Origin of the sequence: Arthrobacter sp. B2a2-09 (assembly GCF_027587375.1) — a bacterium.
Classification (GTDB): Bacteria; Actinomycetota; Actinomycetes; order Actinomycetales; family Micrococcaceae; genus Arthrobacter.
This window is the reverse complement of record NZ_JAMXIC010000015.1, coordinates 97,160-123,196: the sequence shown is the minus strand read 5'-3', so window position 1 is coordinate 123,196 and position 26,037 is coordinate 97,160. Positions and strand designations below refer to the sequence as shown.

Annotated in this window: 21 protein-coding genes; 9 read left to right on the top strand and 12 right to left on the bottom strand. The window is 62.7% G+C overall.

Annotated elements, in window-relative coordinates:
* Positions 1-176: 176 nt before the first annotated feature.
* From NFJ07_RS16270 to NFJ07_RS16245, 6 genes are all read left to right on the top strand, one after another.
* Entirely contained in the window at positions 177-1,217 is a 1,041-nt protein-coding gene (locus NFJ07_RS16270) for an LLM class flavin-dependent oxidoreductase (protein ID WP_269995869.1), read from the top strand.
* Positions 1,218-1,409: 192 nt separating this feature from the next.
* Positions 1,410-3,143 (top strand): ABC transporter ATP-binding protein, encoded by a 1,734-nt coding sequence (locus tag NFJ07_RS16265; protein ID WP_269995867.1) that lies wholly within the window; start codon positions 1,410-1,412, stop codon positions 3,141-3,143.
* On the top strand, positions 3,140-5,128 hold the full coding sequence (locus NFJ07_RS16260; RefSeq protein ID WP_269995865.1) for an ABC transporter ATP-binding protein: 1,989 nt from the start codon (positions 3,140-3,142) through the stop codon (positions 5,126-5,128). Before NFJ07_RS16265 ends, NFJ07_RS16260 begins: the two co-directional genes overlap by 4 nt.
* Positions 5,129-5,271: 143 nt before the next feature.
* The gene (locus NFJ07_RS16255; RefSeq protein ID WP_269995864.1) at positions 5,272-6,039 is read left to right on the top strand and encodes a formylglycine-generating enzyme family protein; all 768 of its coding nucleotides are present in this window, start codon (positions 5,272-5,274) and stop codon (positions 6,037-6,039) included.
* Positions 6,040-6,095: 56 nt separating this feature from the next.
* Positions 6,096-6,428, top strand: a complete 333-nt coding sequence (locus NFJ07_RS16250) for an ArsR/SmtB family transcription factor (protein WP_269995863.1) — start codon at positions 6,096-6,098, stop codon at positions 6,426-6,428.
* A 13-nt stretch (positions 6,429-6,441) separates the two neighbouring features.
* Positions 6,442-6,939: an SRPBCC family protein gene (locus tag NFJ07_RS16245; RefSeq protein WP_269995862.1), complete on the top strand. Its 498-nt coding sequence runs from the start codon at positions 6,442-6,444 to the stop codon at positions 6,937-6,939.
* Positions 6,940-7,027: 88 nt separating this feature from the next.
* Here the strand turns inward: NFJ07_RS16245 and NFJ07_RS16240 are convergent, their stop codons facing one another.
* The 10 genes from NFJ07_RS16240 to NFJ07_RS16195 form a co-directional block, all read right to left on the bottom strand.
* Positions 7,028-7,240 (bottom strand): hypothetical protein, encoded by a 213-nt coding sequence (locus tag NFJ07_RS16240; RefSeq protein WP_184741564.1) that lies wholly within the window; start codon positions 7,238-7,240, stop codon positions 7,028-7,030.
* Between the two features lie 151 nt (positions 7,241-7,391).
* Positions 7,392-8,279, bottom strand: a complete 888-nt coding sequence (locus NFJ07_RS16235; protein WP_269995860.1) for an N-acetylglucosamine kinase — start codon at positions 8,277-8,279, stop codon at positions 7,392-7,394.
* The gene (locus tag NFJ07_RS16230; protein WP_269995859.1) at positions 8,276-10,885 is read right to left on the bottom strand and encodes a glycoside hydrolase family 2 protein; all 2,610 of its coding nucleotides are present in this window, start codon (positions 10,883-10,885) and stop codon (positions 8,276-8,278) included. Before NFJ07_RS16230 ends, NFJ07_RS16235 begins: the two co-directional genes overlap by 4 nt.
* Before the next feature lie 64 nt (positions 10,886-10,949).
* The gene (locus NFJ07_RS16225) at positions 10,950-12,029 is read right to left on the bottom strand and encodes a hypothetical protein (RefSeq protein ID WP_269995858.1); all 1,080 of its coding nucleotides are present in this window, start codon (positions 12,027-12,029) and stop codon (positions 10,950-10,952) included.
* Positions 12,030-12,108: 79 nt separating this feature from the next.
* Positions 12,109-14,205 (bottom strand): hypothetical protein, encoded by a 2,097-nt coding sequence (locus tag NFJ07_RS16220; protein WP_269995856.1) that lies wholly within the window; start codon positions 14,203-14,205, stop codon positions 12,109-12,111.
* Between the two features lie 93 nt (positions 14,206-14,298).
* Positions 14,299-15,381, bottom strand: a complete 1,083-nt coding sequence (locus NFJ07_RS16215; protein WP_269995855.1) for a glycoside hydrolase family 130 protein — start codon at positions 15,379-15,381, stop codon at positions 14,299-14,301.
* A 5-nt stretch (positions 15,382-15,386) separates the two neighbouring features.
* Complete coding sequence (locus NFJ07_RS16210) at positions 15,387-16,142, bottom strand: carbohydrate ABC transporter permease (protein ID WP_269995871.1); 756 nt, start codon at positions 16,140-16,142, stop codon at positions 15,387-15,389.
* Between the two features lie 217 nt (positions 16,143-16,359).
* Positions 16,360-17,322 (bottom strand): carbohydrate ABC transporter permease, encoded by a 963-nt coding sequence (locus tag NFJ07_RS16205; RefSeq protein ID WP_269995854.1) that lies wholly within the window; start codon positions 17,320-17,322, stop codon positions 16,360-16,362.
* A gap of 13 nt (positions 17,323-17,335) precedes the next feature.
* Positions 17,336-18,646, bottom strand: coding sequence for an ABC transporter substrate-binding protein (locus tag NFJ07_RS16200; protein WP_269995853.1), 1,311 nt, complete (start codon positions 18,644-18,646; stop codon positions 17,336-17,338).
* Positions 18,647-18,754: 108 nt separating this feature from the next.
* Complete coding sequence (locus NFJ07_RS16195; RefSeq protein ID WP_269995852.1) at positions 18,755-19,780, bottom strand: LacI family DNA-binding transcriptional regulator; 1,026 nt, start codon at positions 19,778-19,780, stop codon at positions 18,755-18,757.
* 105 nt (positions 19,781-19,885) lie between these two features.
* On the opposite strand from NFJ07_RS16195, the gene NFJ07_RS16190 reads away from it, so the two are divergent.
* Both NFJ07_RS16190 and NFJ07_RS16185 read left to right on the top strand, forming a co-directional pair.
* Positions 19,886-20,932, top strand: a complete 1,047-nt coding sequence (locus NFJ07_RS16190) for a hypothetical protein (protein WP_269995851.1) — start codon at positions 19,886-19,888, stop codon at positions 20,930-20,932.
* A gap of 209 nt (positions 20,933-21,141) precedes the next feature.
* Positions 21,142-22,557 carry an MFS transporter gene (locus NFJ07_RS16185; protein ID WP_269995850.1) on the top strand — a complete coding sequence of 472 codons (1,416 nt, stop codon included), beginning with the start codon at positions 21,142-21,144 and terminating at the stop codon, positions 22,555-22,557.
* Here NFJ07_RS16185 and NFJ07_RS16180 read toward each other — a convergent pair whose 3' ends face one another.
* Together NFJ07_RS16180 and NFJ07_RS16175 are read right to left on the bottom strand one after the other, a co-directional pair.
* On the bottom strand, positions 22,558-24,948 hold the full coding sequence (locus tag NFJ07_RS16180; RefSeq protein WP_269995849.1) for an excinuclease ABC subunit UvrA: 2,391 nt from the start codon (positions 24,946-24,948) through the stop codon (positions 22,558-22,560).
* A gap of 58 nt (positions 24,949-25,006) precedes the next feature.
* Positions 25,007-25,366: a VOC family protein gene (locus NFJ07_RS16175; RefSeq protein WP_269995848.1), complete on the bottom strand. Its 360-nt coding sequence runs from the start codon at positions 25,364-25,366 to the stop codon at positions 25,007-25,009.
* Positions 25,367-25,580: 214 nt separating this feature from the next.
* Between NFJ07_RS16175 and NFJ07_RS16170 the strand changes: the two genes are divergently transcribed.
* The gene (locus NFJ07_RS16170; RefSeq protein WP_269995847.1) at positions 25,581-26,012 is read left to right on the top strand and encodes a YybH family protein; all 432 of its coding nucleotides are present in this window, start codon (positions 25,581-25,583) and stop codon (positions 26,010-26,012) included.
* Positions 26,013-26,037 lie beyond the last annotated feature (25 nt).

Here is a 26,037-nt window from a genome sequence, read left to right as displayed (position 1 = left end):
CGCCGGGAGCCCCTCCGGTCGCCGGGATCAACAACAAACAAACCACCCAGCTGTCACAAACAGCTTGATATATACCGTTCGGCGGACGCTCGCTCACCTTTGGTGCCGTTTCGGCGGACGCTCGCTCATAAGCAGCCCTCGGGAATGAATCTAAATACTTGAATGTTCAATGAATTATGGACTTTGGAATCTTCACTTTCGGAGAGCTATCCCGCGACATCAGGACCGGCGTCTCTCTGTCACCGCAGCAGCGGCTCAAGGACATCATTGAGCTCGCGAAGCTTGCCGAGCAGGCAGGGCTTTCGTCCCTGAGCCTGGGAGAGCATCATCGGCACGATTTCGCCCTCTCTGCCCCGGAAATGGTGCTCGCGGCCATCGCTCGGGAAACCACCAACCTTCGGCTGGGCACCGCCGTCACGGTTCTCTCCACACAGGACCCTGTCCGGCTCTTTGAGCAGTTCTCCACGCTGGATCTCATTTCGGGAGGGCGGGCAGAGATCATCGCTGGCCGTGGCGCATTTGTGGAGTCGTACTCCTTGTTTGGCCACAGATTGGAGGACTATGACGAGCTGTTCGAAGAGAAGCTGAACATGCTGCTCGCGCTGCGTGACAACGGCAATCTTCGCTGGGAGGGAAACCTGACCCAAAGCGTCTCCGGGATGGACATAGCGCCCCGCCCGGTCCAGGAAAAGTTGCCCATCTGGGTGGGCGTGGGCGGTACTCCGCAGAGTTTCGTCCGGGCGGGGCGGTTGGGCCTGCCGTTGTTCATTGCTCTGTTGTCCGGACCGGCACGATTCCGCCGGCTCGTGGATCTGTACCGGGAGACGGCTGAAAACGCAGGACACGACGCTGCCGCCCTGCCAGTCGGTGCTGGTGGCCATTTCTACGTGGCGCCGACGTCGCAGAAAGCCGGGGACACCTTCTACCCCTACTATCGCGCCTACTTTGAGCAGAACATGCCCCGGCCAGTTGACCATTTCCCGCGGAGCACCTTCGACGAATGGACCGAACCCGGTGGCGGCCTGCTTGTGGGAAGCCCTCAACAGATCGTCGAAAAACTACTGGAAATCCATAGCGTCCTCGGTAACACGCGGTATCTGGCTCAGGTCGGTCTCGGCGGCTTGCCCTTGGTTGAGACGGCGCGGTCCATCGAGCTTCTGGCTACCGAAATCATTCCTGCAGTGAACCGTGAGATCGGCGTCGCTCTTGCGCGGTAATCCCCAGTGATGTGAGCGAGGGTTGGGGGAAATGGCCTGATAGGTGAGCGAGGGTTGGGGGAAATGGCCTGATAGGTGAGCGAGGGTACGCGCCTGCTCACCCCGCCACGCTTCGCCCTGAGGGAACACCCTAGTTGCCCCCAGCAACCAGTCGTAGACTGGCCTTCGAATCACTACGTGAGTTGGAGACCGATGCTCTGGAAACTTCTCGTTCAGTACCTGCGGCCACATCGGCGGCTGCTGATCGCCGTCGTCATTTTCCAGTTGGCGCAGTCCATAGCGTCGCTGTACTTGCCCACACTGAATGCCGACATCATTGACGAAGGCGTGGCCAAGGGGGATACCGGCTACATCCTGGGCACAGGCAGCCTCATGTTGCTCATCACCCTCCTGCAGATCGCCTGTTCGATCACGGCCGTGTACTTCGGCGCGAAAGCGGCCATGGGCTTGGGGCGGGACCTGCGCGGCGCTATTTTCACCAGGGTGGGGGAGTTCTCCGAGCAGGAGGTCACCCGCTTCGGTGCGCCCTCGCTGATCACGCGTTCAACCAACGACGTGCAGCAGGTCCAGCAGCTCGTCCTGATGTCCTGCACCCTCATGGTTGCGGCGCCCATGCTCAGTATCGGCGGGGTGATCATGGCCGTCCGGCAGGATGCCCAGTTGTCCTGGCTGATTGCCGTGAGCGTCCCCGTGCTGCTCGTTGCGGTGGGCCTCATTGTCAGCCGGATGGTGCCGCTGTTCCGCAAGATGCAGGTCCGGATCGACACCGTGAACCGGGTGCTCCGCGAACAGCTGACCGGCATCCGCGTGGTGCGCGCGTTCGTGCGCGAGGACATGGAGACGGAACGCTTCGCCTCGGCCAACCAGGACGTCACGGAGATGGCGCTGCGCGCCGGGCGGCTCATGGCCCTCATGTTCCCGGTCGTGATGCTGGTGCTCAACATCTCCAGCGTGGCCGTGATCTGGTTCGGATCGTTCCGGATCGACGACGGATCCATGCAGGTAGGCACGTTGATCGCCTTCCTGAGCTACCTCATGCAGATCCTCATGTCCGTCATGATGGCCACGTTCATGGCCGTCATGATCCCGCGCGCGGCTGTTTCGGCCGACCGCATTGGACAAGTGCTCGAAACCGAATCGAGCGTGCGGCCTCCCGAGAACCCGGTGACGGAAACCGCCGGCCGCGGCGAGCTGGAATTGCTCGACGTCGGATTCGCCTACCCGGGTGCCGAGCAGCCTGTCCTGAGCGGCATCAGCTTTCGGGCACGCGCAGGCCAGACGACGGCGATCATCGGCAGCACGGGCGCGGGCAAGACCACCTTGGTGAATTTGCTGCCACGGCTCTTCGACGCGAGCAGCGGTTCGGTGCGGATCGACGACGTCGACGTCCGCGAACTGCACCCGGACCTCCTGTGGGGGCACATCGGACTGGTCCCGCAAAAGCCCTATCTGTTCTCAGGCACCGTCCGAAGCAACCTGCTCTACGGCAAGCCCGACGCCACGGAGGAAGAACTCTGGCGGGCGCTCGCCATTGCACAGGCCCAGGACTTCGTCGAGGAGATGGAGGGTGGGCTTGACGCTCCGATCTCGCAGGGTGGCACCAACGTTTCCGGCGGACAACGGCAGCGCCTCGCCATCGCCCGCGCACTCGTGAAGCAACCCGAGCTCTACATCTTCGACGACTCCTTCTCATCCCTGGACACCGCCACCGACGCCAGGCTGCGCCAGGCGCTCAAACGCCACACCTCGGGCGCCACCATGGTCATCATTGCGCAGCGGGTGTCCAGCATCGCGGATGCCGAGCAGATTCTAGTGCTCGACGACGGGCGGCTGGTGGGGCGCGGAACCCACGAAGAGTTGTTGGAGACCTCAGAAACGTACCGCGAGATAGTTTCCTCGCAACTGGCAGCGGAGGAGGCGGCATGAGCAGCGCGGCTTCCAACCCTGGCGCAACCGGAACCGCCAACCGCCCGCAGCGTCCCCCGATGGGACCAGGCCGCGGCGGACCCTTCGCAGGAATGAGTATCCCGGCCGAAAAGGCCATGAACTTCCTGCCCTCCGCAAAGCGGCTCCTGGGCACGCTGCGGCCCGAGCGCATGTGGCTGACCCTGGTTCTTTTCCTCGCCGTCGCAAGCGTGACCCTGTCCGTGATCGGCCCGCGGCTTCTGGGCCAGGGCACCAACCTGATCTTCGCCGGCGTTGTCTCCAAGCAACTTCCCGCCGGGGTGAGCAAGGAACAGATCATCGAGGGACTGCGCGCTTCCGGCCAGGGGTCCAAAGCCGACATGTTGAAGGGCATGGACCTCACTCCCGGCATCGGAATCGACTTCGGGGCGTTGTCCTCGATCCTGCTGTGGGTGCTCGTCTTGTATGTCCTGGCCTCAGCGTTCGGCTGGATTCAGGCCTACGTGCTCAACGGCGTCGTGCAGCGGACGGTGTACCGGCTCCGCGAGGAGATCGAAGCGAAAATCAACCGGCTTCCGCTGCGCTATTTCGATTCGGTGCAGCGCGGCGAGCTACTCAGCCGCGTGACCAACGACGTCGACAACATTTCGCAGAGCCTCCAACAATCCATCAGCCAGGCAGTCACGTCCCTGCTCACGGTGGCCGGCGTCATCTTCATGATGTTCCTGCTCTCGCCGGTTCTGGCGTTTATCACCCTGGTCACCGTGCCGTTGACGCTGGTGACCACAGTGCTGATTGCCAAGCGCTCGCAGAAGCTGTTCGTGGCCCAGTGGAAGAACACCGGCGAGCTGAACGGGCAGATCGAAGAAACCTACACCGGTCACGCGCTCGTGAAGGTGTTCGGCCGCCAGCGCGAAGTGGAGCAGCGCTTCCGCGAGAAGAACGCGGAGTTGTTCTCGGCCAGCTTCGGCGCCCAGTTCATCAGTGGCCTGATCATGCCGGCACTGACATTCATCGGCAACCTGGTCTATGTCGGGATCGCCGTGGTGGGTGGCCTTCAAGTAGCCTCCGGTGCCATGCAGCTGGGCGATGTCCAAGCCTTCATCCAGTACTCTCGGCAGTTCACGCAGCCGCTGGCCCAGCTCGGCTCAATGGCCAATCTGCTCCAGTCGGGTGTGGCATCCGCAGAACGCGTCTTCGCACTGCTCGACACCGAGGAGCAAAGCGCTGATCCTGAGCCCTCGGCTGTTCCCGAAAAGACGCGCGGGCGCCTGGTGTTCGAGAACATTTCCTTCTCCTACTCGGCAGACAAGCCGCTCATCAAGGACCTGAGCCTGGTGGCCGAGCCCGGCCAGTCTGTTGCCATTGTCGGGCCCACCGGAGCAGGCAAGACCACCCTTGTGAACCTCATGATGCGTTTCTACGAGCTCGACGCCGGGCGGATCACGCTCGACGGCGTGGACATCGCCTCGATGTCCCGCTACGAGCTGCGCTCAAGGATGGGCATGGTGCTGCAGGACACGTGGCTCTTCGGCGGCACCATTCGGGACAACATCGCCTACGGACGGCCCGACGCCACCGAAGCCGAGATCCTGGAGGCCGCACAAGCAACGTACGTGGACCGGTTCGTGCGCTCCCTCCCTGAGGGCTACGACACAGTGCTCGACGACGAAGGCAACAACGTTTCCGCTGGTGAGAAGCAGCTGCTCACCATCGCCCGGGCCTTCCTGGCCCGTCCGTCAGTCTTGATTCTGGACGAGGCCACGAGCTCCGTGGATACCCGGACCGAGGTTCTGGTGCAGAAAGCCATGAGTGCCCTGCGTTCTGACCGGACGAGCTTTGTGATCGCGCACCGCCTCTCCACAATCCGCGACGCCGACCTCATCCTGGTGATGGAGTCCGGGCAGATCGTGGAGCAGGGCACGCATGCTGAGCTGCTGGCCGCTGGGGGTGCCTACTCGAGGCTGTACGAAGCCCAGTTCGCGGCGCCGGTGGCGGAGGTCTGAGGGCGCTGTGTCACGCCAGGCAACTTTTTGGGGCCTTGGGTCAGGGAGAAGCCCGGAAATCCAGGAGTTCGAATGCCGACAGCGGGCAAAAACCTGCCTCGCGTGACACGTCATGGCCCGACATGGATTTAGGGTTGGTTCCCATGGACATCAACCCGCCAGAGCTCCTTAGCCTTCCGGGTGGCCGGATTGACATCCGTGACGCCCGGAGCGGCCGTACCAACTCAGTGGATCTTGTGGGCTTTGAAATCGCTCGGACAGCGGTTACGCGAGCCGAATTTGGCGCGGTAACAGCAGAAGGAGCTTGTGACCTTTCTCCAAACGCGCCGGTACATGGGATTACCTGGCTTGAGGCCATTGGCTGGTGCAACGCGGCATCTGAAGCGGAAGGTCTCAGCCCGGCGTATGTGCGATCGGGCCGAAGCGTCGAATGGAACGTCGCGGCCAACGGCTACAGGCTACCGACCGAGGCGGAATGGGAGTATGCCTGCCGGGCCGGATCAAGTGGTCCGCACTATGGTCCGCTCAACGAGATTGCATGGACGGCGACAGACGGAGCAGCGGCACCCGCCGACGTCGGACTCAAGAAACCCAACGACTTTGGCGCCTTCGACATGTTGGGCAATGTCTGGGAGTGGTGCTGGGACTACGCTGATCCGGCGAGATACGGCGACTACAGGACATTCCGTGGCGGTGGTTGGGCTGACGAATCCTGGAATGTGCGTGCGTCGGTACGGCGGGGCAGCGCGCCCGATGCTGTTCTGGAAGATGTCGGTTTCCGGGTGGCACGCGGCGCGTGTGGTGTTCCAGCCGCAACCTCCGCGCAGGGTTGGTCCGCCGAATCCGACCGCGAGCGGGCAAGAGTGCGCGGCCCGATTCCGTTCGGCTGGACCCCGCTGAAATTCGACTAGTGCGAAGTGTCTGTGCCCGTTGACACCCCTCCGCCATCGGCATATCCTACAACCAAATGGTTGTAGATCAGCTCAGTGAAACCGAACTTGATCGCCTGTTCCAGGCACTTGCCGATGCCACGCGCCGGGATATCGTCCGGCGGGTGACTGTCGGGGAGTACTCGGTGTCCGGCTTGGCTACCCTCTACGCCATGAGTTTCGCCGCCGTTCAGAAGCACGTGGCGGTGTTGCAGCGCGCGTCCCTCATTACGAAGGAGAAGCGTGGAAGGGAGCAGATCGTGCGGGGCAACCATGATGGCTTGCAGAAAGCCCGCCAACTGCTCGATGAGTACGAGGCGATCTGGCGGCAGCGCGTCGAGCGGATCGCAGACATCCTCGCCGAAAAATAGGAAGGGTTCCGCAATGACGGTTATCAGTTCCACGAAGAATCCCGAAGCGTTGACCTTAACCCTCGTCGCTGAGTTCGATGCCAGCCCCGAACAGGTCTGGCAAATCTGGGAAGACCCGCGCCAGCTAGAGCGCTGGTGGGGTCCACCCACCTGGCCAGCCACGTTCGAGCAGTTCGAGTTCGAGCCGGGCGGGAAGGCCAACTATTACATGACCGGTCCCGACGGCGAGAAGGCCGGCGGCTGGTGGCGCATCACGTCCGTCCAAGCTCCGAACAGGCTGGAGTTCGACGACGGTTTTGCCGACGAAAATGGCGCTCCCGTCGAGGACATCGGTGCCGGCCACGCGACCGTGACCATTGAGGAGATAGGCGACCGCACCCGCATGACCATCCTGTCCACCTTCGAATCAGAAGAACAGATGAAGAAGATGATTGACATGGGAATGGAAGAGGGAATGCAGGAGGCAGCCGGCCAGATCGACGCGCTCCTTTCCGAGCACTCCCGCGCCTGACCCTTCCCTTCGGACTGGCCCGGATACGCGAACGACGGCGGGAGCTGCCTTCCGCCGTCGTCGTCGTGTTGCGTCCGAAAGGGCGCTGTTACAGGGAGTGCGCGTCGAAGGCGGTGGCCTTGGCCGCGCTGCCGTTCAGGCTGACAGTGAAGGTGTTGGGCCCGCTGCAAGTGACCGCGATGCTGGCCTTGGAGGTGTTGTGGCGGACCGAGAAGTCGTGCACCAGCGCGTCAAGCGTGTGGTGGGTGGTTGAGCGGTCCCAAATCTTGAGGGTTACGGAGTCGGCAGTTTCAAACGTCATTGTTCAGTGCTTCCATTCATGAATCCGGATATTCGGCTATCGCGCCAATGCGAAAGCCGCCGTACAGCATTTCCATAGTGCACAGTGAGGCGATGACGGCTTAAGCCAGAATGGCGTTTGTTGCTAGTGAGTCTCATCACAGCTGGTGGCGCTAGTGGGATGCAAGTTGCAGTGCGCCGAAGACCGGATCCTGGGTGAGGACCTGCAAATTATCGAGGCCTCGAGTGGCAAGGGCTATCCGCATGGCTGTCTGCAGGGTGGGCTGGTTCATGCCGAGGCCACCGCCGAGGACGATTGGCCCCTCGATTTTCAGTTGCTCAGCGCATTTTGCCGCCAACGAGGCAAGATCGGCGCCTGCCTGGAGGATCATGTCCAATGAGGCTGTATGCCCCGAGGCCGCGCACTCAAAGACAATCGGTGATTTGGAAGCCCAAAACTCGCGCCCCGCGTCGCCATGGAAAAGGGCAATCAAACCCTCCGGGCCGAGGAGTCCACAAGATTTCACAAGCGCTTTCGTCAGTTCGTCGGGGCGTAGCCCGTTGTTCATGCGCTCGAGGCTGTATCTCACCGCTTCACGACCGAACCAGTAGCCGCTGCCTTCGTCGCCAAGCAAGTAACCCCAGCCGCCCGCACGCGCTTGGTCCTCGCCGTTGGTGCCCCAGGCCGCGGATCCGGTGCCGGCGATCACGGCGATTCCAGTGCTGCATCCTGCGGCAGCCAGAAGAAGGCGCGTGTCATGGACAACGGAGACGACGGCGTCGGGAGCCAAGGGCTGGATCAGTTCCGTCAGTGCGTTCGCATCTTCGGCGGTGTCGATCCCTCCGGAACCGACCACCACGCGCGCAACGGACTCGCCGCGGAGGGTGGCGAAGACGCCCTCCAGGTTGCTACGGGCTTCGGCTCGGCTCACGTTTTGGACATTGGCGCTGCCGCCGGAAGTATCGGCAACGGCGGCGCCATCCAACCATTTGATGCCCCGTGTCTTTGAACCTCCGATGTCCAAACCTACGACTGCGCCGCTGATGCCTGGGTGTGTCACTGGAATCTTCCTTCTTCCGTTGAGATAGACGGTGCAAACTCGGCGGGCGGCATGATTCTTTCGGGTCGGATTCCGACCCCCTGCAGTACCGGATACCGCGACCATGCATCGAGTCCCGGCCCCTCAGCACCATCAACCGTGGATGCGACCCGGAAGGTATGGCTTTCCCCGGGCAGCAGCGAAACGCATTGTTCGGAGACTGTCGCCTTCGGGTCGAGCCGGTCTGCTTGCAGAACCACATCGCGCACGATGGTCTCGGCGGTGACAGTCACTTCAATACCGTCGGGGACTCTCGATGCCCGGGCGGTGACCCGCGCTGGCTCCTTGATGCGATCCTTGTCCTCGGCGTAGAAGTGGAGGATTCGGTCCCGGTGCCCGAGTCCTTCACCGCGCGCCACGAGGACATCGGTCAAGGGTCGTTCGGTCTCGCGCAGATCATGCGGGAGGCAGATTTCGGTCTTGCCCCTGGGGTCGACGTCGAACACGAATTGATGCGACGCCTCCAGCCGCATCACCGGCGGGACAGCCTCCGTGGGAGAAGCTGTGCCGAGGCGTTCCACGGTGAGGGTTCCACTCCAGGCCTCTGCGGAATCGTTGACCAGAACGACGGCGAGCCCGTCGCCGCGGCGCTGTATGGTCGCCAGCCGCGGCCGGTAGGCCTCACGGATTGCGTACCATAGCGGTTTCAGCTGACCGTATCCATCAATCGCGGCCCAGGAGGTGACGGGCCAACAGTCGTTGAGTTGCCAGACAATGGATCCGGCACAAACGGGCCAGCCGGCACGGAAGTGTTCGATGCCGAAGCGGATCGCGCGGGCTTGGTTTACCTGGGTGAGAAAGTGCCATTCCCGGAAATTCGCGGGTTCGGGAAGATGCGCGGAGAGTCCTCTCTGCAGCTTCCCTGTTCCGTCTTCGGCCTTTTGGTGTTGGAGGAACGCCGGGGATTCGAGGTCCAGGTCCGCTGGCTCCAGGACGCGGGTGAGGGTGGACCAGTTGGGCGGACCTTGGAATCCGAATTCGGAAACGAACCGTGCATTCCACTCCGCGTAATGCGAATAGTCCTTTTGATTCCAGACATCCCAGATATGCACGTTCCCGTGCCTCGGATCATTGGGATGCAGTTCAGGATCTCCCGAATAAGGGCTGCCGTTCCAGTACGGGCGGGTGGGATCCAACTCGGCTATGAGTGCAGGCAAGAGCTCGGAATAGTAGTCCCACCCCCATTTTCGACCGTCGAGCTGGGTCTTCCAGTCCCAATCCCAGAAGCCCCAAACGCATTCATTGTTTCCATTCCAAAGCACCAGGCTCGGGTGGCTCATGAGACGTGTCACGTTGTCCCGGACCTCGCCGGCGACTTCCTCGGAGAGCGGTCCATCCTCCGGGTATCCGGCGCAAGCAAAGAGGAAATCCTGCCAGACGAGGATCCCCATGCGGTCGCAAATCTCGTAGAAAGTGTCCGACTCGTACACCCCGCCGCCCCACACTCGGAGTAGGTTCATGTTTGCCGCAGTGGCTTGCGAGAGGCGCTCCCGGAGCTGGTATTCGGTGATACGTGACGGGAAGCAATCGTCGGGGATCCAGTTGGCACCCTTGACAAAGATGTCGGTTCCGTTGACTGCAAAGACAAAGCTGGTTCCGGCTTCGTCTTGTTCGGTTTTGAGCTCAAATTGCCGAAACCCGATGCTTTTGGACCAGACGTCGAGGTCATGCCGATCAGCGTCCAACGTCACCGTCAGTTGAGAGAGTGGTTGGGCACCCATATCGTGCGGCCACCACAGTTCAACATCTTCGAGATCGACGACTAACCGGGCTTTGTGGGAGCCCGCCGGAATGGTGATCGATTCGGTCTTGCCCAGAAGGGCGATCTTAAGTCCGAGCTCGCCCGAAACGCCTGGCGCCCGTAGGACCTCGACATCCACTTCCACGCGGGCATGTCCGTTGGTGGGGAGTTCTGCGGTGCCGGTGCCGGTATCGAGTCCGGGAGCAACGGTGGTGGTGACCGATGGACGAACAGACTGCAGCCGTGCTGTCTGGTACCGCCTGATGCCCACAGGCTTCCAAGGTCCGGCCGTCACGAGGTTCGGGCCCCAGTCCCAGCCGAAATTGCAGGCCGACTTGCGCACATACTGGAATGGCTCCGGATTGCCGTTGGGTAGTTCCCCCACGGATGCCCGGATTTGTTCGGCATACTCGCGCACATTCTTGAAGGTCATCGCCAGGTCATTGGCACCCGGCCTGACGACGTCGGTAACGTCAACGACGTAGCTGCGGTGTTGGTTGTACGTGTGCGCAAGGTCTTGTCCGTTGACCCGGATGACGGCGACGGTGTCCAGGCCTTCGAAGACGAGCTCTGTCCGCCGGTCTTCGTTTCCGTCGTGTATGAAGGTTGTGGAGTATTCCCACTCGCTCTGGCCTACCCAATGCTGGGATTCCTCGTTCTGCCCGATGTAGGGGTCGGGGATGTACCCGTGGTCCATGAGGACCGTGTGCACCACCGACGGAACGGCTGCCGCAAGCCTCCAGCCCATGGCCCCGGACGGGGCGTCCGGGGCCGGAGCGGTCACTCTTAACGTCCATCCCTTGGCGAGGTTGCTCGTTTCAATCATGATGTTTGCCTTATCAATCGAACGTCTGTTGCCAAGGGCGGACACGGTATCGGGCTGGAGGTGCTTAGCCCTGGTCTGCGCGGTAGAAGTACATCTCCCGCGATCCCGAAGGGGCATCCCAGCCTTGGGCGAACATCCAGGTTCCGCCGAACTTAAGCAGGCCGCCCCAAGCCAGTGAGCCTCCTCTATGCATCGCTTTCTGGGTGAACGGTTGGCTCACGTCGTAAAGCGCCTGCGCGGCGGAGAATTGGCCGTCTGCGTCGCCGTAGAAGAAGTCCAGCACGAGCTTGCCGCCGTCGCTCTCTGTTCCGTCGCCGTCGTCGACAATGGCGCAGGCCACTTCGTGGAGCGAGCCGCCCAGGGGCCCCAGGTCCAGATACTCCTGCGGCTCAAACGTCCAGTTCACCATGTCGGCGGACCGTCCCACATGGGTGGTTCCGCCGCAGCCCTCGGACAGATACATCAGGTAGTGGCCACCGATCTTGACGGCCTCGCCCTGGGCGTTTCGGGGGATGACGGCCCCCTTGGCCCAGAACCGCGAAACCTCGTAAGGGACAGCCAATCCGAGCTTTTCCCAATGGATCAGGTCGTCGGACACCGCAACATTGATATCGCACCCGACATCGCCAAGGGGATAGACATCCGGGTCCTGGCCAGCCGGCTCATCGCTGCGGTCGATCGTCCAGATCCCGTTGTAGAACATGTAGTAGCGGCCGTTGGCCTGGTACACCTTGGGATCTTCGCAGCCAAGGATCTCATTGTCCTGGGTGGGGTAGATCACTGGATTGGAGGGGTTGTCCTGCCAGCCGGTTTCTGGATCGTAGACGGCAACGCCGATACGGCTCGAGACCGATTCCTTACGCGGGGATGCACGGTAGAAGAGGTAGAGCTTGCCGTCGCGCTCCATGACCGAGGGGTTGAAGATTGAATCCGCGTTCCAGCCGATGCCGGTCGGATCGGCCCAGTCCTGGACTTGCCGGAACGTCAGGGAATCGTCCTTGCGGAACGGGCCCACAGCCCATTCCGGGTGCTCGGGATACTCGGCGGAAAACTGATCGGTGGAAATGGTGTCGGTCAGCGGATTGCTGAACGTGAGTGCTCCCTCGTAGCTGTGGAGCAGGGCTTCTTTGGTGATTTTCTGCATGGGTTCTTCCTGTAGTGATAGGGGCCCACATCGGCGAGGGCCCCGGCCTGAGCTTGCGAAGGCTGGGAGCCGGTGGGGATTAGTTGTGGACCAGGGTCACCCAGGTGAACCCACCCGGGGCCACGGTGACGCGGCCGGAATGGTCTGCCCCGTTCTGGTCGGGACCCGGTGTGACGGGCTGGCCGGATGCATCGAAGGCCTGCTGGCTCAGATGGAATCCTTGGGGCATGTCCACTTTTCGGTCGGTGCTTCCCGGGGCCGCGCTAATGTACAGCGTTGATTGGCCTGCGGAGCCCGAGACCGAAACCGAGGAAATCTGCGGCTGCAGCAGCACAGCGTCGATCGACACGTCGCTTCCCGCCTTGGCGGTCAAGCTGTCCTGGCCCGCCGGCAGGGCCCGGTCAAGGGAGAACGGGAAGAGCTTGCCGGGAGTTGCCGTGATGCCTTGCTCGCCTGCCCCACCGTTGGGCGTGGTGCCGAGGAAAGTGCCCCCGGATGTCCACGACGTCGTTCCGGCGGCTTCGGGGCGCTGGTTCACGATCGGGTATGCGTTCCGCGCCTGGTCCGAAGCCGGGACCGTGATCTTCAGGGTGCCGCCCGCGTTGAGCGCGACGTATGCGCCGCCGGACCAGTTCGCCTCACCAGTCCACGCCGAAGCAGCTTTGACGACTGCGCCGCCCGTGATGGTTCCGGATTCGGCTTCGGCTACCTTGAGTCCGTCCGTCCCCGCGGTGCTGCTGATCCCCAGGGCCTTGGCCTTGAGTTCCGGATTGGCGTCCAAGGTGAGCATGGACAACAACGTGTGGATGGTGGATTCCGCCCCGGAGTTGGGGTTGACGCGGCCATCGGTTTCGATGCCGTCGATCGCGGTGCCTGTTGCCGGGTTGTAGGCGGGCTTTCCACTGCGGTTGGCACCGAAGTACCAGCCGGCAGCAACTGCTGCGACGTCCAGCAGGCCGGGAGCGTTCGCGGCCTTGGCGGTCGCCACGAGTCCTTCGACTCGCGAGTCCACGCCGTAGGCTATCTGTGCCTCACCCGGGGCCGGGCTCCAGGCATTGTCCGGTCCGCCCGCGGCGAGGAGCTGCGGAGTGAATTGGGCGGAGTCCTTCACAGCAGCGGTCAGCAGGTCAGGGCGATGCAGCAACGGGGACGCGTTCGCGACGGCGGCTGCCGCCATTCCTCCCCATGCGTGCCACAGGGTCCGGGTCTGGGTCGACGGAAGAATTGCGCCGAAGGGCCATTGCTGAACAGATCCCGAGGACATCGCGGCGATACCCTCGGTGAGCCGGCTCAGCGCGGTAGCGGCAGCGCCGTCGTCGGGCGCGGCCTTTGAGTAGGCGGAAAGCCCGAGCACAGCTTCGGCCGAGGCATCTGCCCCTCCGGTGATCAACCAGGCGGGGACCTTGGCGCCGTCGGCAATGTCGTACTTTCCGTACTTGGCAAGGGACTGCTTGTTCAGGGACGCGACGGCGAGGTCCATCCTGGACTGCAGGAAGGCAGCAAACTGGGGATCGGCAGACTTGAACGCCGCATACCCTTCGCCAAGCGCCCACACGGTGCGGGCAAGCCAGTACGACTCGGCTGAATCGCTGGGGTCGGGAAGTTCCACCGGCTTGGCACTCGGTGTGAGCGTGCCATCGGCTTGCTGCCACAAGACCACGTTTCCGGCGTTGGGACCGGAAGTTGTCTGCAAGTAGGTCAGCTCGCGCAGCACGTCGAAGGCGCGGGTGCGGCTTGAGGCGTCACCGGTCTGCTGCCAATGGCGCAAATAGACGACGGCGGTGCGCGCAATGTCGTCCGCGTTGAAGGCCCCCTGGCTCCAGTAGCCTGTGGCCGGATCCTTGGAACCCCCTCCTACCCGCGTGTAGCTGCCGTCGGCATTCTTGTTGGCGTACGTCCACGGTGCCTGTGCTGCGGGATGTTCACCGATCTGGTACGTCGTGTGGCCATCCACGGCGTTCAGGGGAACCGTGTCCAGCAGGAAATTCAGGTGGGACAGGTTGGTCAACGGCGCTGACGCCGCGGCACGTGCCTGCGACGCAGCGGGCTGCGTCGCAGTAGCCTGGGCCGGCTGTGTTGCTGATGCCACCCCCGCCCCGGCCAGGAGCATCGACAGCGTTGCAACAACTGCGACCGGGGCGGATTTCAGCCGTGCATAAACAAGGGGAGAGGTCATGTCTAACTCCTATGGGCGTGGAAGAGGGGCTGGACTGCTGGGGCGGGGGGTGCTGCCGTGAGGCGCGGTCCGGTCCTAGCCGCGGTACTGCTTTTAGGCGCGGTCCAGGCGTGCCACGCCGATCTTCGAATCAGCCATGCCATAGAAGACGAACAACTGCTCGCCGATCTTCTCTATTGCCGTGGGGAAAACGACGTTGGGGACGATGCCCGAGATCTCGTCTTCCGTTTCCGGTGCCAGGAGCGGCTTGTCGCTGCGGGCGATCACGATGGAGGGATCGTCACTGTCGAGGATCATGGCGGCGGCTGTGTAGTTGACGTTCTGCTGGTGGTCGAAGGCAGACTTTTCCATCGATCCGGAGACACCGTGGTAGATCAGGAGCCAGCCCTCGTCGACCCGGATCGGTGCCGGTCCGCCGCCGATCTTGAGTTCTTCGAAGGGGAACTCGCTCAGGGCCACGAGCTTGTGCTTGCGCAGGTGGACGAGGTTGCGGATGTCCCTCTCGACGTCGGCAACTGCGACGTAGGAAATCCAGATACCCGGGCGGTTGTCATCGAGGCCGGCCGGCAGGTGCTCGCCTTCGCCCTCGCGGATCCAGCCGAGGTCCCACATGGGGCGGTGCAGCAAGGCATAGGAGGGGACGCCGTCGGGATCGTTGATCGGTTCCGGGAAGAACACTGCGTCCTTGTTGGCGAACAGGTTCAAGTCCATGGACAAGTCCGCTTGGTACTCGAAATGGCAGGGCCCCAGGCGGTCCCATGTGCGCAGGTCTTCGGAATGGGCGAAGGCCAGGCGGGGGCCCAACGGTCCGTAGGCAACATAGGTCATCAGGTGGCGGCCGAGGGACGGTACCCAGGTGATGCGGGGATCTTCCGTTCCCGCGTTGTTGAGGCCCCGTTCCCAGCCTTCGTCCGGTGCCAGGACAACGCCCTGGCGTTCGACGCCGGACGGGACGCCGTCGTCGCCGATGATCACTTTGGCGAGCCCGACGCGGGAGACATTGCCCTTCGCCACGAGGCGCGGCAGGAGGTACAGCTCGCCGTCGGGCCCGCGGCCGCTTGCCGGGTTGAGGACGCCTTCGGCTTCGAACTCGTTCCCGTCCTCCGGGGTCATGATGACGCCGGCGCGGGTGAGGGTGAACGGGACGGTGGGGAGTGCTGAAGTTGAGGAAGTCATAGAGCTTAGCCCTTTACGCTTGAACCGATATTGGTGGAAATGAATTGGCGCTGGAAGAAAATGAACAGCGCGACGGCGGGGGCCGCGAGAACGCAGGCACCGGCAAGGATGGCGCCGAACGGGTTTGATGCCGTGGCGGCAATGTTCGAGATGTAATTCGCCAGGGAGACGGCGAGCGGTTCCATGGCTTGGTCCTTGGTGACGAGGAACGGCCACAGGAACTCATTCCACGGACCGATGAAAGTCAGCAGAATTGCAGTGACAATGGCGGGCCGGACCAGGGGGATAGCGATTTGCCAGAGGATCCTCAGCTCGCTGGCTCCGTCGATGCGGGCGGCCTCGAACAAGGTGGAGGGCAGCTGCATGAAGTACTGACGGAAGACGAACACTGCGGTGGAATTGATCGCGAATGGCAGGATCATGCCCAAGTAAGAGTCTGAGAGCCCGTAGTCCCGCACAATCATGACGTACAGCGGGATGAGCAGGAGCTGGAACGGGATCATCTGCACCAGCAGCATCATTCCGAAGACAAAGCCTTTGCCGCGGAATTGCATCTGGGCGAGTGCGTAGCCCACCAGTAGCCCGAACACCACCGTAAAGAAGATGACGCCACCGGTGAAAATACCCGAGTTGGCCAGGCCTTTCAGCAGGTCGATCGAGTTGTTGATGTTGCTGTAGTTCTCACCGGTGATGTTTGCCGGACTGGGGAACGCTCCGCCCACCGAAGTGTCCGGGGAGGTCTGCAGCGAGCCGATGAACATGTAGTAGAACGGGAAGAGGAAGACGAAGGCTCCCAGCGCCAGCAGCACGAAGCTGCCCACGCCCAGGTTCTTGCGCTTCGCCACGGAACTGCCCTTGCGGGAAGGCACGGATCCGGGTGTCGGGGCTTCGGAGGCCGCTCCTTCGGGAGCGCTGGCACGTGGCCGGCGCGCGCCGTCGTCGTCGTTCCTGAGAGGTGCCTTATTGAAAATAGACACGTCAGTCCTCCTTCCCGCCTACGAGGCGTTTCTGGATCAGGGCGATCAGCAACACGCCGATCACCAGCACCACACCGAGCGCTGCTGCCACATCGGGATTCCCCTGCAGGATTCCCTTCTGGTACATCAGGAACACCGGCGACGTCGAGGCTCCGTCCGGCCCGCCTCCGCCGGTGAGCAGATAGGGCTCGGTGAACAGATTTGCTCCGGTGATGGTGGCCAGCAGGGTCACCAGCACGCTGGCGGAGCGCACTCCCGGAACGGTGATGTTCCAGAACTGGACCCATTTGTTTCCGCCATCCACCGAGGCGGACTCGTAGAGCTCGTCCGGGATGTTCTGTAGCGCGGCCAGATAAAGCAGGATGAAGAATCCCAACTGCTTCCACGTCACGTACAGGGCCACTGTTGGCATGGCGAGCCAGGAGTTCGTCAACCACGAGGGGTTCGGGGCCAGCGGCCCCAGAATGGAGTTGACCAGCCCGTTCTGCTGGAACAGGAACAGCCAGACCCCGACGACGGCGACGCTCGCCGTGACGTACGGGACGTAGTAGCTGACCCGGAAGAAGGTCTTGAGCCGGGTCACGCGGTTCAAGGCGTTGGCTAGGACCAGAGACAGCCCCACGGTCAGCGGCACGTTGATGATCAGGAAGACGCCGATATTGGCGAAGGAACGTTGTACTTCAGGATCGGACAGGACGCTGATGTAGTTGTCCAACCCCACGAAGGGACGGTCAACCTGGACGCCCGGAGCGGTGAAGTAGAACTGGTGGAAGGAGATGTATACGGCGTACCCAAGCGGATAGGCCAGCACCGCGAGGACGAAGATGACGTAGGGGGCGCTGAACAGCAGTCCCAGTGGCTGGCGGCCCAGGAAGTTCTTGCGTTTCCTGGGCGCCTGCCGCTGGTCCACAGCCCGCCCCGCAGAGTCTCCCGTGGCGGGAACCCCAGCTGAGCGTAGTGACATGGGGATTCGCCTGCTACTTCTGGGCTGCCAGTTGGTTGATCTTGTCGGAAGCACCCTTGAAGGCGTCGTCGATGCTCTGGTTGCCGAAGATCACGGACTTGCTCCAGGCGTCACGGAAGGTCTGCCAAACCTGGACGGCGTTGTTGAGGTTCGGGACCTCCACGGTGCGTGCGGCCTGGTCCGCGAAGTTCTTGTAAGCCGGGTTCTGGGTGAAGTAATCCGCGTAGGCCGTCGTCAGATCCTTGCGCATCGGCATCTGGCCCGTTTGGGAGAGGAGCTTGCCATCCTGTTCCTTGCTGGTGGCGAATTTCAAGACATCCCACGCGGTGCCCTGGTTCTTGCAGGCGGAATACATCGCGACGTTCTTGGCGTCGGAGAATGTGTAGGACTTGTCCTGGGTCGCGGCGGCCGGGATCGGCACCTCGCCCCAGTTGACCTTGCCCTTGTAGGAAGCGATCGCCCACGGCCCGGCCAGCGACATCGCGGCCTTGCCGTCCGCAAAGGAGTCACCCTTATAGACTTCCTTGGATGCCAGGTTCTCCTTGTAGAGGGTCTGGAACATCGTAGCGACCTGCTTGCCCTGATCGTTGTTAAAGGTGGCCTTGCCATCCTTGACCAGCTGCGAACCCTGCGTGTTGGCAGCATAGAACGGGTAGAAATCGAACCAGGACTGGAAGAAGTCGCTGGCAGTTGAAGGCCACACGGCATTGGCAACGGCGCCTGACTTCACAAGGGTCCGGGCTGTGTCCAGGAACTGCGACTGCGTGGCCAGCTTCGGGTTCGCAGGGTCCAGGCCTGCCTTCGCGAAGATGTCCTTGTTATAGAAGAGGACCACGGGGTTGGACTTCCACGGCAGCTGGTACATTTTGCCGTCGGAAGACTTGTACTGATCGGCGAGGTCGCCGGTGCGGTCCTTGATGTACTGGGCGCCGTCCGGGAAGGAGTCCAACGGGACCAGGCCGCCCTGCTTCTGGAACTGCGGCACGGACACTGGAGAGGTGTTGAAGACCAGACAGGGAGCATTGCCGGCGGTAATTGCTGCGCCGATGACTTCTTCGGAGCTCTTGCCGGCCGGGATTTCCTGCGCATCGACCTGCTGGTCCGGGTGGGCAGCATTCCACGCTGCCACCATGTCCTTGCCCCACTTCACCTCGGACTCGTTGTTGGAGTACCAGATCTTGATGGGACCTTTGGCGGTGGTGGCAGAGTTCGCTCCAGAAGCTGTGCTGCTGGAGGCGCCCCCACCGCATGCTGCCAGGCCGGCTCCGATAACGGCGATGGCGGTGAGGGAGAGGATTCTCGAACTAACTTTTCCGTGCTTCATTGCAACTCCTTTTGCGGGTGAAAATTGAACATGCGGTGGCGACATTGCCTTCCAGGGGAAATGGCAAATAGCCCCACCCAATTGCGGGTAAATCGGTCTTCGTAAGGACTAGTTTTTCGGCGTGCGGGGGACCGGCCCGGTGGAGGCGCGGACTACCAGTTTGGGAGACGGCAGATAGACGTCTTCTGCAGGGGCTCCGCCGAGGAGGCTCAGCAACTTCTGGGCGGCGACGCGCCCCCAGAGCAGCGGATCGGCGGGGACAGTGGTCAACGGAGGGTTGAGATACGTGGCGAGCTCGGTGTCGTCGTAGCCCGTGATGGATAGATCATCGGGAACGGACAGTCCGAGGGACTGGGCGTAGGACTGTCCGGCAGTGGCCATGAGGTCGTTCGCGTAGATGATTGCTGTGGGCCGTTGGGCCGAGCGAAGCAGTTCTGCGGTGGCCGCCAATCCGCCGGCTGCGGTGAAGTCCGCCTCAATGAAGGAACCGGCCTCGAGCCCGGCTTTCGACATGGCGTTCTGCCAAGCCAACCGCCGGCTTCGGCCGTGAATGTAACTCTGCGGTCCACCCACGTGTCCAATTTTGGTGTGTCCCAGGGAAACCAGGTGCTCGACGGCGGCCGCAATGCCTTCGGTGTCATCCATGCAGACAGCAGGGAACGGCGAGGAGGTTTCGGGCCGATTCAGCGTGACGGCCGGAATCTTGAGGCTCTCCAACAAAGCGATCCGGGAGTCTTCAACCCTCATGTCCGTAAGGATGACGCCGTCCACGCGGCCATCGGCGGCCAGCTTCCGATAGCCCAGTTCTTCGGCGTCGGCGCTGGCGGCAACGGTGAGGACCAGCGCGTATTCGTGCTCGACCAACGTGGTCTCGATCCCGGCGATGAACGCGGGGAAGAAGGGGTCTGTTCCCAAGAGCCGGGGATCCCTTGCCACCACGAGCCCGACGGCGAAGGCCTTGGCTGAAGACAGGCCCTTGGCACGAAGGTTCGGCTTCCACCCGAGCTCCTTGGCAACCTTCAGGATCCGGTCACGGGTACCCTCGCTGACCCCGGGCTGACCGTTGAGCGCGTAAGAGACGGCTCCCTTACTAACGCCGGCTACCCGGGCGACGTCGCTAATGGTGACTGCCATTTTTCCTCCCGCCCATCATTGGTGATCCGCTTCACAAAACCGGTTCAGTATGACTAAGCTAAACCGGTTCAGTCATTAATGTCAAGGAGTAAGGAGAGATAGCACGTGATACCCCTCACGACGACCGGTCTGGCCGAAAATTTCGAGGAGGCTGCGGATCTGCGGAAAATCCATGTTCCGCAGGAGTACTTCTCCGCCCGATATGAAGGGGAAGCCGAGTGGGCGATCGGCCCCTTCACGGAAGACGCGTCCCTCACCTTCACCGCACAAGGACAGTGGCCGGATCCAACAGGCACCGGATGGACGTCGTCAGCGATCTTCAATCCCTCGCTGATAGCGGACGGGAATCGCCTTGTCCTTTTCTACCGAGCCTCGCCCAGCATGGAATCCATGGCGAGCCGTATCGGCATGGCCACCCGCGACGCCGATCGGGAGTGGACAGACAGCGAGTTGAACCCGATCATCTACCCCACACTGGACAACGAACTGTACGGCTGCGAAGACCCGAAAATCTATCGGAAGGAAGGCCGGTATTTTCTCTTCTACCACGGAGTCTTCCCTATCGATCCTGAGGACGCCGGCGCCTACCCGTCCCCCGGATATCCCCTGGAGGGCATCGGTTGCGATCTCAATCTGGCTGTCTCGGATGATCTCCAGACCTGGACGAAGCTCGGACCCGTCGTTCCGCACAATGTCTCAAGACTCTGGTGCAAAGGCGCCGTCATACCCCGCGACCCCGAAGGCAATGCGATCAGGGTCAACGGCGAGTTCCTCATGTATCTCTCTGAAGGATGCAACGGAACTTTCCAGGTGGGACGCTCGGATGACCTGATCAATTGGACCTTCGAGGAACAGCCGTATCTGGACCTCACTCCTTTGCAGGGCCGCTTGCACGAGGTTGCATGTGCAGCGGCCGGGTTCGACAATCAAGGTCACATCGTCCTCGACTTCTTCTACCGGGACGTGGATGGACAACCCGCAGCCGCCCAGGCCCTGTACCACTCCGATGCACCCTTTACCCAGATCGCCCTGAACAAGGGCGGATCGCTCTCTTGGGGCGGACTATTGGGACACCAAGGAACATGGATCTTCCCCCAAGGATGGAGCGCACCCGCGGGAAGCAGGAATCTTTACTTTTATCGTTCCAGTTAGGCCGCCAGTGTAGCTCGCAGTTGTTGTCGTTATGAGGCCGCAGAACGACAACAACTGCCAGTCAGTTGGGGCCTGGCACATCGACGACGGCGGGTGCCCGACGGCGGCGCTCAACTTTCGCTGAAACGGCGCCCTCATTTGGGGGCCACTGCCAGTACCCCTCAAGACAGAGACTCCCTCATGTTCTCCGTGGGCTGTTTCCTTAAACCATGACTCGTCCCGAAACCACATTGCCGGCTCCGGTTCCTCCATCAGCCATGGCCGATGCGCCCCGGGCACGGCTCACGCTCATGATTGCGTCGCTGGGATTCTTCCTGATCACCCTCGACATCCTGATCGTCAACGTCGCGCTCACCAGCATCGGCAAGGAACTCCGGGGCGGAACAGCCGGCTTGCAATGGGTGATCGACGGCTACACGCTGATGTTCGCTGCGCTATTGCTGTTCGCGGGGAACCTGTCGGATCGGATCGGCGCGAAAAGGGCGCTGGCATGGGGCATCGCGCTGTTCCTCGTGGCGTCCGTCGCGTGCGCACTCGCGCCGACGTCGGGAATTCTCATTGCCGCCCGGTTCCTCCAAGGAGGTGCGGCATCGATCATGCTGCCGGCGTCGATGGCGCTCATTCGGCAAGCCTTTCCCGATCCCCGCCGTCGCGCACATGCCCTCGGGATCTGGGCAGTCGGAGGGGCCGTCGCCGGAGCCGTTGGACCGCTCGTCGGCGGCCTGCTCACCACGTTGGACTGGCGGCTTGTGTTCGGCATCAACCTTCCCGTCTGCATCGCGATGCTGGTGCTCCTGGCTTCCGTTGCCACATCGCCCCGACGGCCAACTCCGTTCGACTGGACCGGTCAGGCCGCGGCGATCGTCGCCCTGACCGCGTTGATGTACGGCCTCATCACTGGAGGAACCGAGGGCTTCGGCACGGTGCCCGTCATCGGCAGCCTGACGCTCGCAGCAGCCAGCCTCGCGGCCTTCCTCCTCATCCAGGCGCGCGGCCGGCACCCGATGATGCCGCTCGAGCTGTTTCGCTCCACCGGCATGAGAATCTCCCTCTCAGTGGGATTCGCATTCATGGTGGGCCACTTCGGCACCGTCTTTGTTGTCAGTCTTTTCCTCCAACAACACCTCGGGCTGACACCGCTTCAGGCCGGTTTCACGTTCCTTCCTTCCGCGGCGTTCAGCATCGCCGGCAACATCGTCAGCGGAACCCTTTCGAACCGGTTCGGGACGCGGGTGCCGGTGGTCGTCGGATTGACGTCCATGGTGGTGGGACTCACCGCGATGCTTCTCACGGCGCCGCTGGGATCGCCGCTACTCGTCGGTACCTTCCTGATTTTCACGGGTTCCGGCGGATCGATCGCGATGCCGCAGGTCACCGCCGTCGTGCTCGCGAGCGTCCCGAGCGAAAAGGCAGGCACGGCAAGCGCAGTCTTCAATACCTTCCGCCAAGTGGGCGGCGCGGTCGCCATCGCCGTCTTCGGCGCCCTCATCGCCGACCGCAGCAACTTCGTCCACGGAATGCAGGCCAGCTTCATCATCGCGGCGTCGCTTCTCCTCCTCACTGCGCTCGCCAGCCTCTTCATCCACTCGCCGGGCGCTGCCAAGGAGAGCCAAACCTCCCGCTAGTCACCCGCCGACGTAGGCCGCCAAGTGCTCGCCGGTGAGGGTGGAGCGGGCCGCGACGAGATCGGCGGGCGTGCCCTCGAAAACGACCTGTCCGCCGTCGTGACCGGCGCCCGGGCCGAGGTCGATGATCCAGTCGGCGTGCGCCATGACCGCCTGGTGGTGCTCGATGACAATGACGGACTTCCCGGAGTCCACGAGCCGGTCCAGCAAGCCGAGCAGCTGTTCGACGTCGGCGAGGTGCAAGCCCGAAGTGGGTTCGTCGAGAACGAGCACGCCGCCCTTTTCGCCCATGTGGGTGGCCAGCTTGATCCGCTGCCGCTCGCCGCCGGAAAGGGTGGTGAGTGGCTGGCCGAGGCTGAGGTAACCGAGTCCGACGTCGGCCAGCCGCTGCAGGATCGCGTGGGCTGCCGGGATCCTGGATTCGCCCGCGGAGAAAAACTCCTCGGCTTCTTTCACCGACATCGCCAACACCTCCGCGATGTTGCGGCCGCCGAGGCGGTACTCGAGCACCGATGCCTGGAACCTCTTGCCCTCGCATTCCTCGCACGGAGTGGCGACGGTGTCCATGAACCCGAGGTCCGTGTAGATCACGCCCGCGCCGTTGCAGGTGGGGCAGGCGCCCTCGGAATTCGCGCTGAACAGCGCCGGCTTCACGCCGTTGGCCTTCGCGAACGCCTTGCGGATGGGCTCGAGCAGTCCGGTGTAGGTCGCGGGGTTGCTCCGGCGCGAGCCCTTGATAGCCCCTTGATCAATCGAAACGACGCCGTCCCGCTTGGACAATGAGCCGTGGATCAACGAACTCTTCCCCGAACCGGCGACGCCCGTGACGACAACCAGGACCCCGAGCGGAATGTCGATGTCGACGTCGCGCAGGTTGTTCTCGGTTGCGCCACGGATCTCCAGCGCGCCGGCGGATGTCCGCACCGTCTTCTTGAGGGTTGAGCGATCCTCAAGGTGACGCCCCGTCAGGGTGCCGCTGGTCCGCAACCCTTCGAGCGTGCCTTCAAAGACCACTTCGCCACCGGCGGTGCCCGCGCCAGGGCCGAGGTCCACCACGTGGTCGGCGATCGCGATCGCTTCCGGCTTGTGCTCCACGACGAGCACGGTGTTGCCCTTGTCCCGCAGTTGCAGCAGCAGCTTGTTCATGCGTTGGATGTCGTGCGGGTGCAATCCGATGGTGGGTTCGTCAAAGACGTAAGTGATGTCGGTGAGCGAGGAGCCCAGGTGCCGGATCATCTTGGTGCGCTGCGCTTCACCGCCGGACAGCGTACCGGCCGGGCGGTTGAGCGAGAGATAGCCAAGCCCGATCTCGGCGAACGAGTCGAGGAGGTGCTGCAGCCCTTTGAGCAGCGGAGCGACCGACGGTTCGTCGAGCCCGCGCACCCATTCGGCGAGGTCGCTGATCTGCATCGAGCAGGCGTCGGCGATGCTGATTCCCTTGATCTTTGACGAGCGCGCCGCCTCGGTGAGCCGGGTGCCCTCGCAATCGGGACAGATTGTGAAGGTGATCGCGCGCTCCACGAAGGCACGGATGTGCGGCTGCATTCCCTCCGGATCCTTGGAGAGCATGGACTTCTGTATCTTCGGGATCAGGCCTTCGTATGTCAGGTTGATTCCCTCGACCTTGATCTTGGTCGGCTCCTTATGGAGCAGGTCGTGGAGCTCCTTCTTGGTGTACTTGCTGATCGGCTTGTCCATGTCGAAGAAGCCGGAGCCGCCGAAGATGCGGCCATACCATCCGTCCATGCTGTAGCCGGGGATCGTGAGCGCCCCCTCGGCAAGCGACTTGCTGGCGTCGTACAGTGCGGTGAGGTCGAAGTCGGTGACCGAGCCCCGCCCCTCGCAGCGCGGACACATACCGCCGGTGATGCTGAAACTCCGCCGCTCCTTCGTCGTCGTGCCGCCGCGCTCGAAGGTGACCGCTCCAGCGCCCGAGACTGAAGCGACGTTGAACGAGAACGCCTGGGGAGATCCGATGTGCGGTTGGCCAAGCCGGCTGAAAAGCATGCGCAGCATCGCGTTCGCATCGGTGGCGGTACCGACAGTCGACCGGGAGTTCGCGCCCATCCGCTCCTGGTTGACGATGATCGCCGTCGTGAGTCCTTCGAGCAGGTCCACATCCGGCCGCGCCATGGTCGGCATGAAGCCTTGCACGAAGGTGCTGTACGTCTCGTTGATCATGCGCTGCGACTCTGCGGCGATCGTGGCGAACACGAGGGAGCTCTTGCCCGAACCGGAGACGCCCGTGAACACCGTCAGCCGGCGCTTCGGCAGCTCGATGCTGATGTCCTTGAGGTTGTTCTCCCGCGCGCCCTGCACGCGAATCAGATCGTGGGTGTCGGCAGTATGCAGTTCAGGCGACTGCGTGTCCGTGCTCGTGGCCGTGCTCATCGTGTCTCCATCTGGTACGTGGGGCCGTCTTTACGGTCTTTGTTGGCGAGTTTGGTTGCTATTGAGGATCCTGAAGCAGCCCGAGGACGTTGCCGTCGGGGTCGGTCACGGTGGCCACCAGACGTCCGCCGCCGACGTCGCGGGGTGCTTCCTTCACGGTGGCGCCAGCGGCAGTCAGCTCGGCCAGCTTTGCCTCGATGTCCGAAACGTGCCAGTAAGCGACGGGAGAGGTCATGGCCTGCGGGCCGCCTCCCGGAACGAGCCCGATGTGCTGTCCCGCGACATCGAAGCCGACGTAATAGGGCCCGTCGGCCTGCGGCGGTATGCCGAGCAACGCGGTGTACACCGCCTTGGCCGCGGCGAGGTCGGAAACGGGATGCAGCACGGTCTTGATTCCCTCGTTGGAAGAATCGCTCATGATCACTCCTGAAGTCATTAGGGGACGAAGCTGGCGTGGACGGTGTTGTCCATGACCGCCATTCTAGGCGCGGCCCGTGAGCGGCGCTTCTCCATTCCTGACCGGTCTGGTTGCGGGAGATTCGTTGTATGGACATCCCTGGTGAGCGGTGCCACGATGGCCGAATGCGGGTCTGGCGCGCCGCGCCAGCGTAAACGCGAGGCTGGAGGAACCAATGTCGGATTCTGATCTCGATCTGATGGTGGAGAAATACCATCGGGCGCTCGATGCGTTCGTCAGAGGAGACCCGGAGCAGCAGAAGAAGCTGTTTTCAAAGCGCGACGACGTCACGCTCGCTAATCCTCTCGGCCCGCCTGCGCGGGGCTCGAGTGCGGTCGAGGCGACCATGGATCGGGCGTCTTCCGGGCTGAGGGAGGGCGAGCCCATCAGTTTTGAACGAATCTCCGGGTATACCGGGACGGAGCTTGCGTACATAGTCGAAATTGAATGGGCACGGGCCAAGGTTGGCGGGTCTGATGAAGTGTCGGCGATACCACTTCGGGTGACCACGATTTTCCGTTGGGAAGACGGCCAGTGGAAGGTCATCCACCGTCACGCGGATCCCATACTTTCCCCGCGGCCCATCGAGTCGATCGTCCAGGCCTAGCCAGGAGCCGGTCACAGGTACGGGG

Excerpts from the sequence above, each read along its gene's own strand:
- NFJ07_RS16270 (WP_269995869.1), top strand. The coding sequence starts at position 177 with ATGGACTTTGGAATCTTCACTTTCGGAGAGCTATCCCGCGACATCAGG.
- NFJ07_RS16265 (WP_269995867.1), top strand. The coding sequence starts at position 1,410 with ATGCTCTGGAAACTTCTCGTTCAGTACCTGCGGCCACATCGGCGGCTG.
- NFJ07_RS16260 (WP_269995865.1), top strand. The coding sequence starts at position 3,140 with ATGAGCAGCGCGGCTTCCAACCCTGGCGCAACCGGAACCGCCAACCGC.
- NFJ07_RS16255 (WP_269995864.1), top strand. The coding sequence starts at position 5,272 with ATGGACATCAACCCGCCAGAGCTCCTTAGCCTTCCGGGTGGCCGGATT.
- NFJ07_RS16250 (WP_269995863.1), top strand. The coding sequence starts at position 6,096 with ATGGTTGTAGATCAGCTCAGTGAAACCGAACTTGATCGCCTGTTCCAG.
- NFJ07_RS16245 (WP_269995862.1), top strand. The coding sequence starts at position 6,442 with ATGACGGTTATCAGTTCCACGAAGAATCCCGAAGCGTTGACCTTAACC.
- NFJ07_RS16240 (WP_184741564.1), bottom strand. The coding sequence starts at position 7,240 with ATGACGTTTGAAACTGCCGACTCCGTAACCCTCAAGATTTGGGACCGC.
- NFJ07_RS16230 (WP_269995859.1), bottom strand. The coding sequence starts at position 10,885 with ATGATTGAAACGAGCAACCTCGCCAAGGGATGGACGTTAAGAGTGACC.
- NFJ07_RS16225 (WP_269995858.1), bottom strand. The coding sequence starts at position 12,029 with ATGCAGAAAATCACCAAAGAAGCCCTGCTCCACAGCTACGAGGGAGCA.
- NFJ07_RS16220 (WP_269995856.1), bottom strand. The coding sequence starts at position 14,205 with ATGACCTCTCCCCTTGTTTATGCACGGCTGAAATCCGCCCCGGTCGCA.
- NFJ07_RS16215 (WP_269995855.1), bottom strand. The coding sequence starts at position 15,381 with ATGACTTCCTCAACTTCAGCACTCCCCACCGTCCCGTTCACCCTCACC.
- NFJ07_RS16210 (WP_269995871.1), bottom strand. The coding sequence starts at position 16,142 with ATGTTCATCGGCTCGCTGCAGACCTCCCCGGACACTTCGGTGGGCGGA.
- NFJ07_RS16205 (WP_269995854.1), bottom strand. The coding sequence starts at position 17,322 with ATGTCACTACGCTCAGCTGGGGTTCCCGCCACGGGAGACTCTGCGGGG.
- NFJ07_RS16200 (WP_269995853.1), bottom strand. The coding sequence starts at position 18,646 with ATGAAGCACGGAAAAGTTAGTTCGAGAATCCTCTCCCTCACCGCCATC.
- NFJ07_RS16195 (WP_269995852.1), bottom strand. The coding sequence starts at position 19,780 with ATGGCAGTCACCATTAGCGACGTCGCCCGGGTAGCCGGCGTTAGTAAG.
- NFJ07_RS16185 (WP_269995850.1), top strand. The coding sequence starts at position 21,142 with ATGACTCGTCCCGAAACCACATTGCCGGCTCCGGTTCCTCCATCAGCC.
- NFJ07_RS16180 (WP_269995849.1), bottom strand. The coding sequence starts at position 24,948 with ATGAGCACGGCCACGAGCACGGACACGCAGTCGCCTGAACTGCATACT.
- NFJ07_RS16175 (WP_269995848.1), bottom strand. The coding sequence starts at position 25,366 with ATGAGCGATTCTTCCAACGAGGGAATCAAGACCGTGCTGCATCCCGTT.
- NFJ07_RS16170 (WP_269995847.1), top strand. The coding sequence starts at position 25,581 with ATGTCGGATTCTGATCTCGATCTGATGGTGGAGAAATACCATCGGGCG.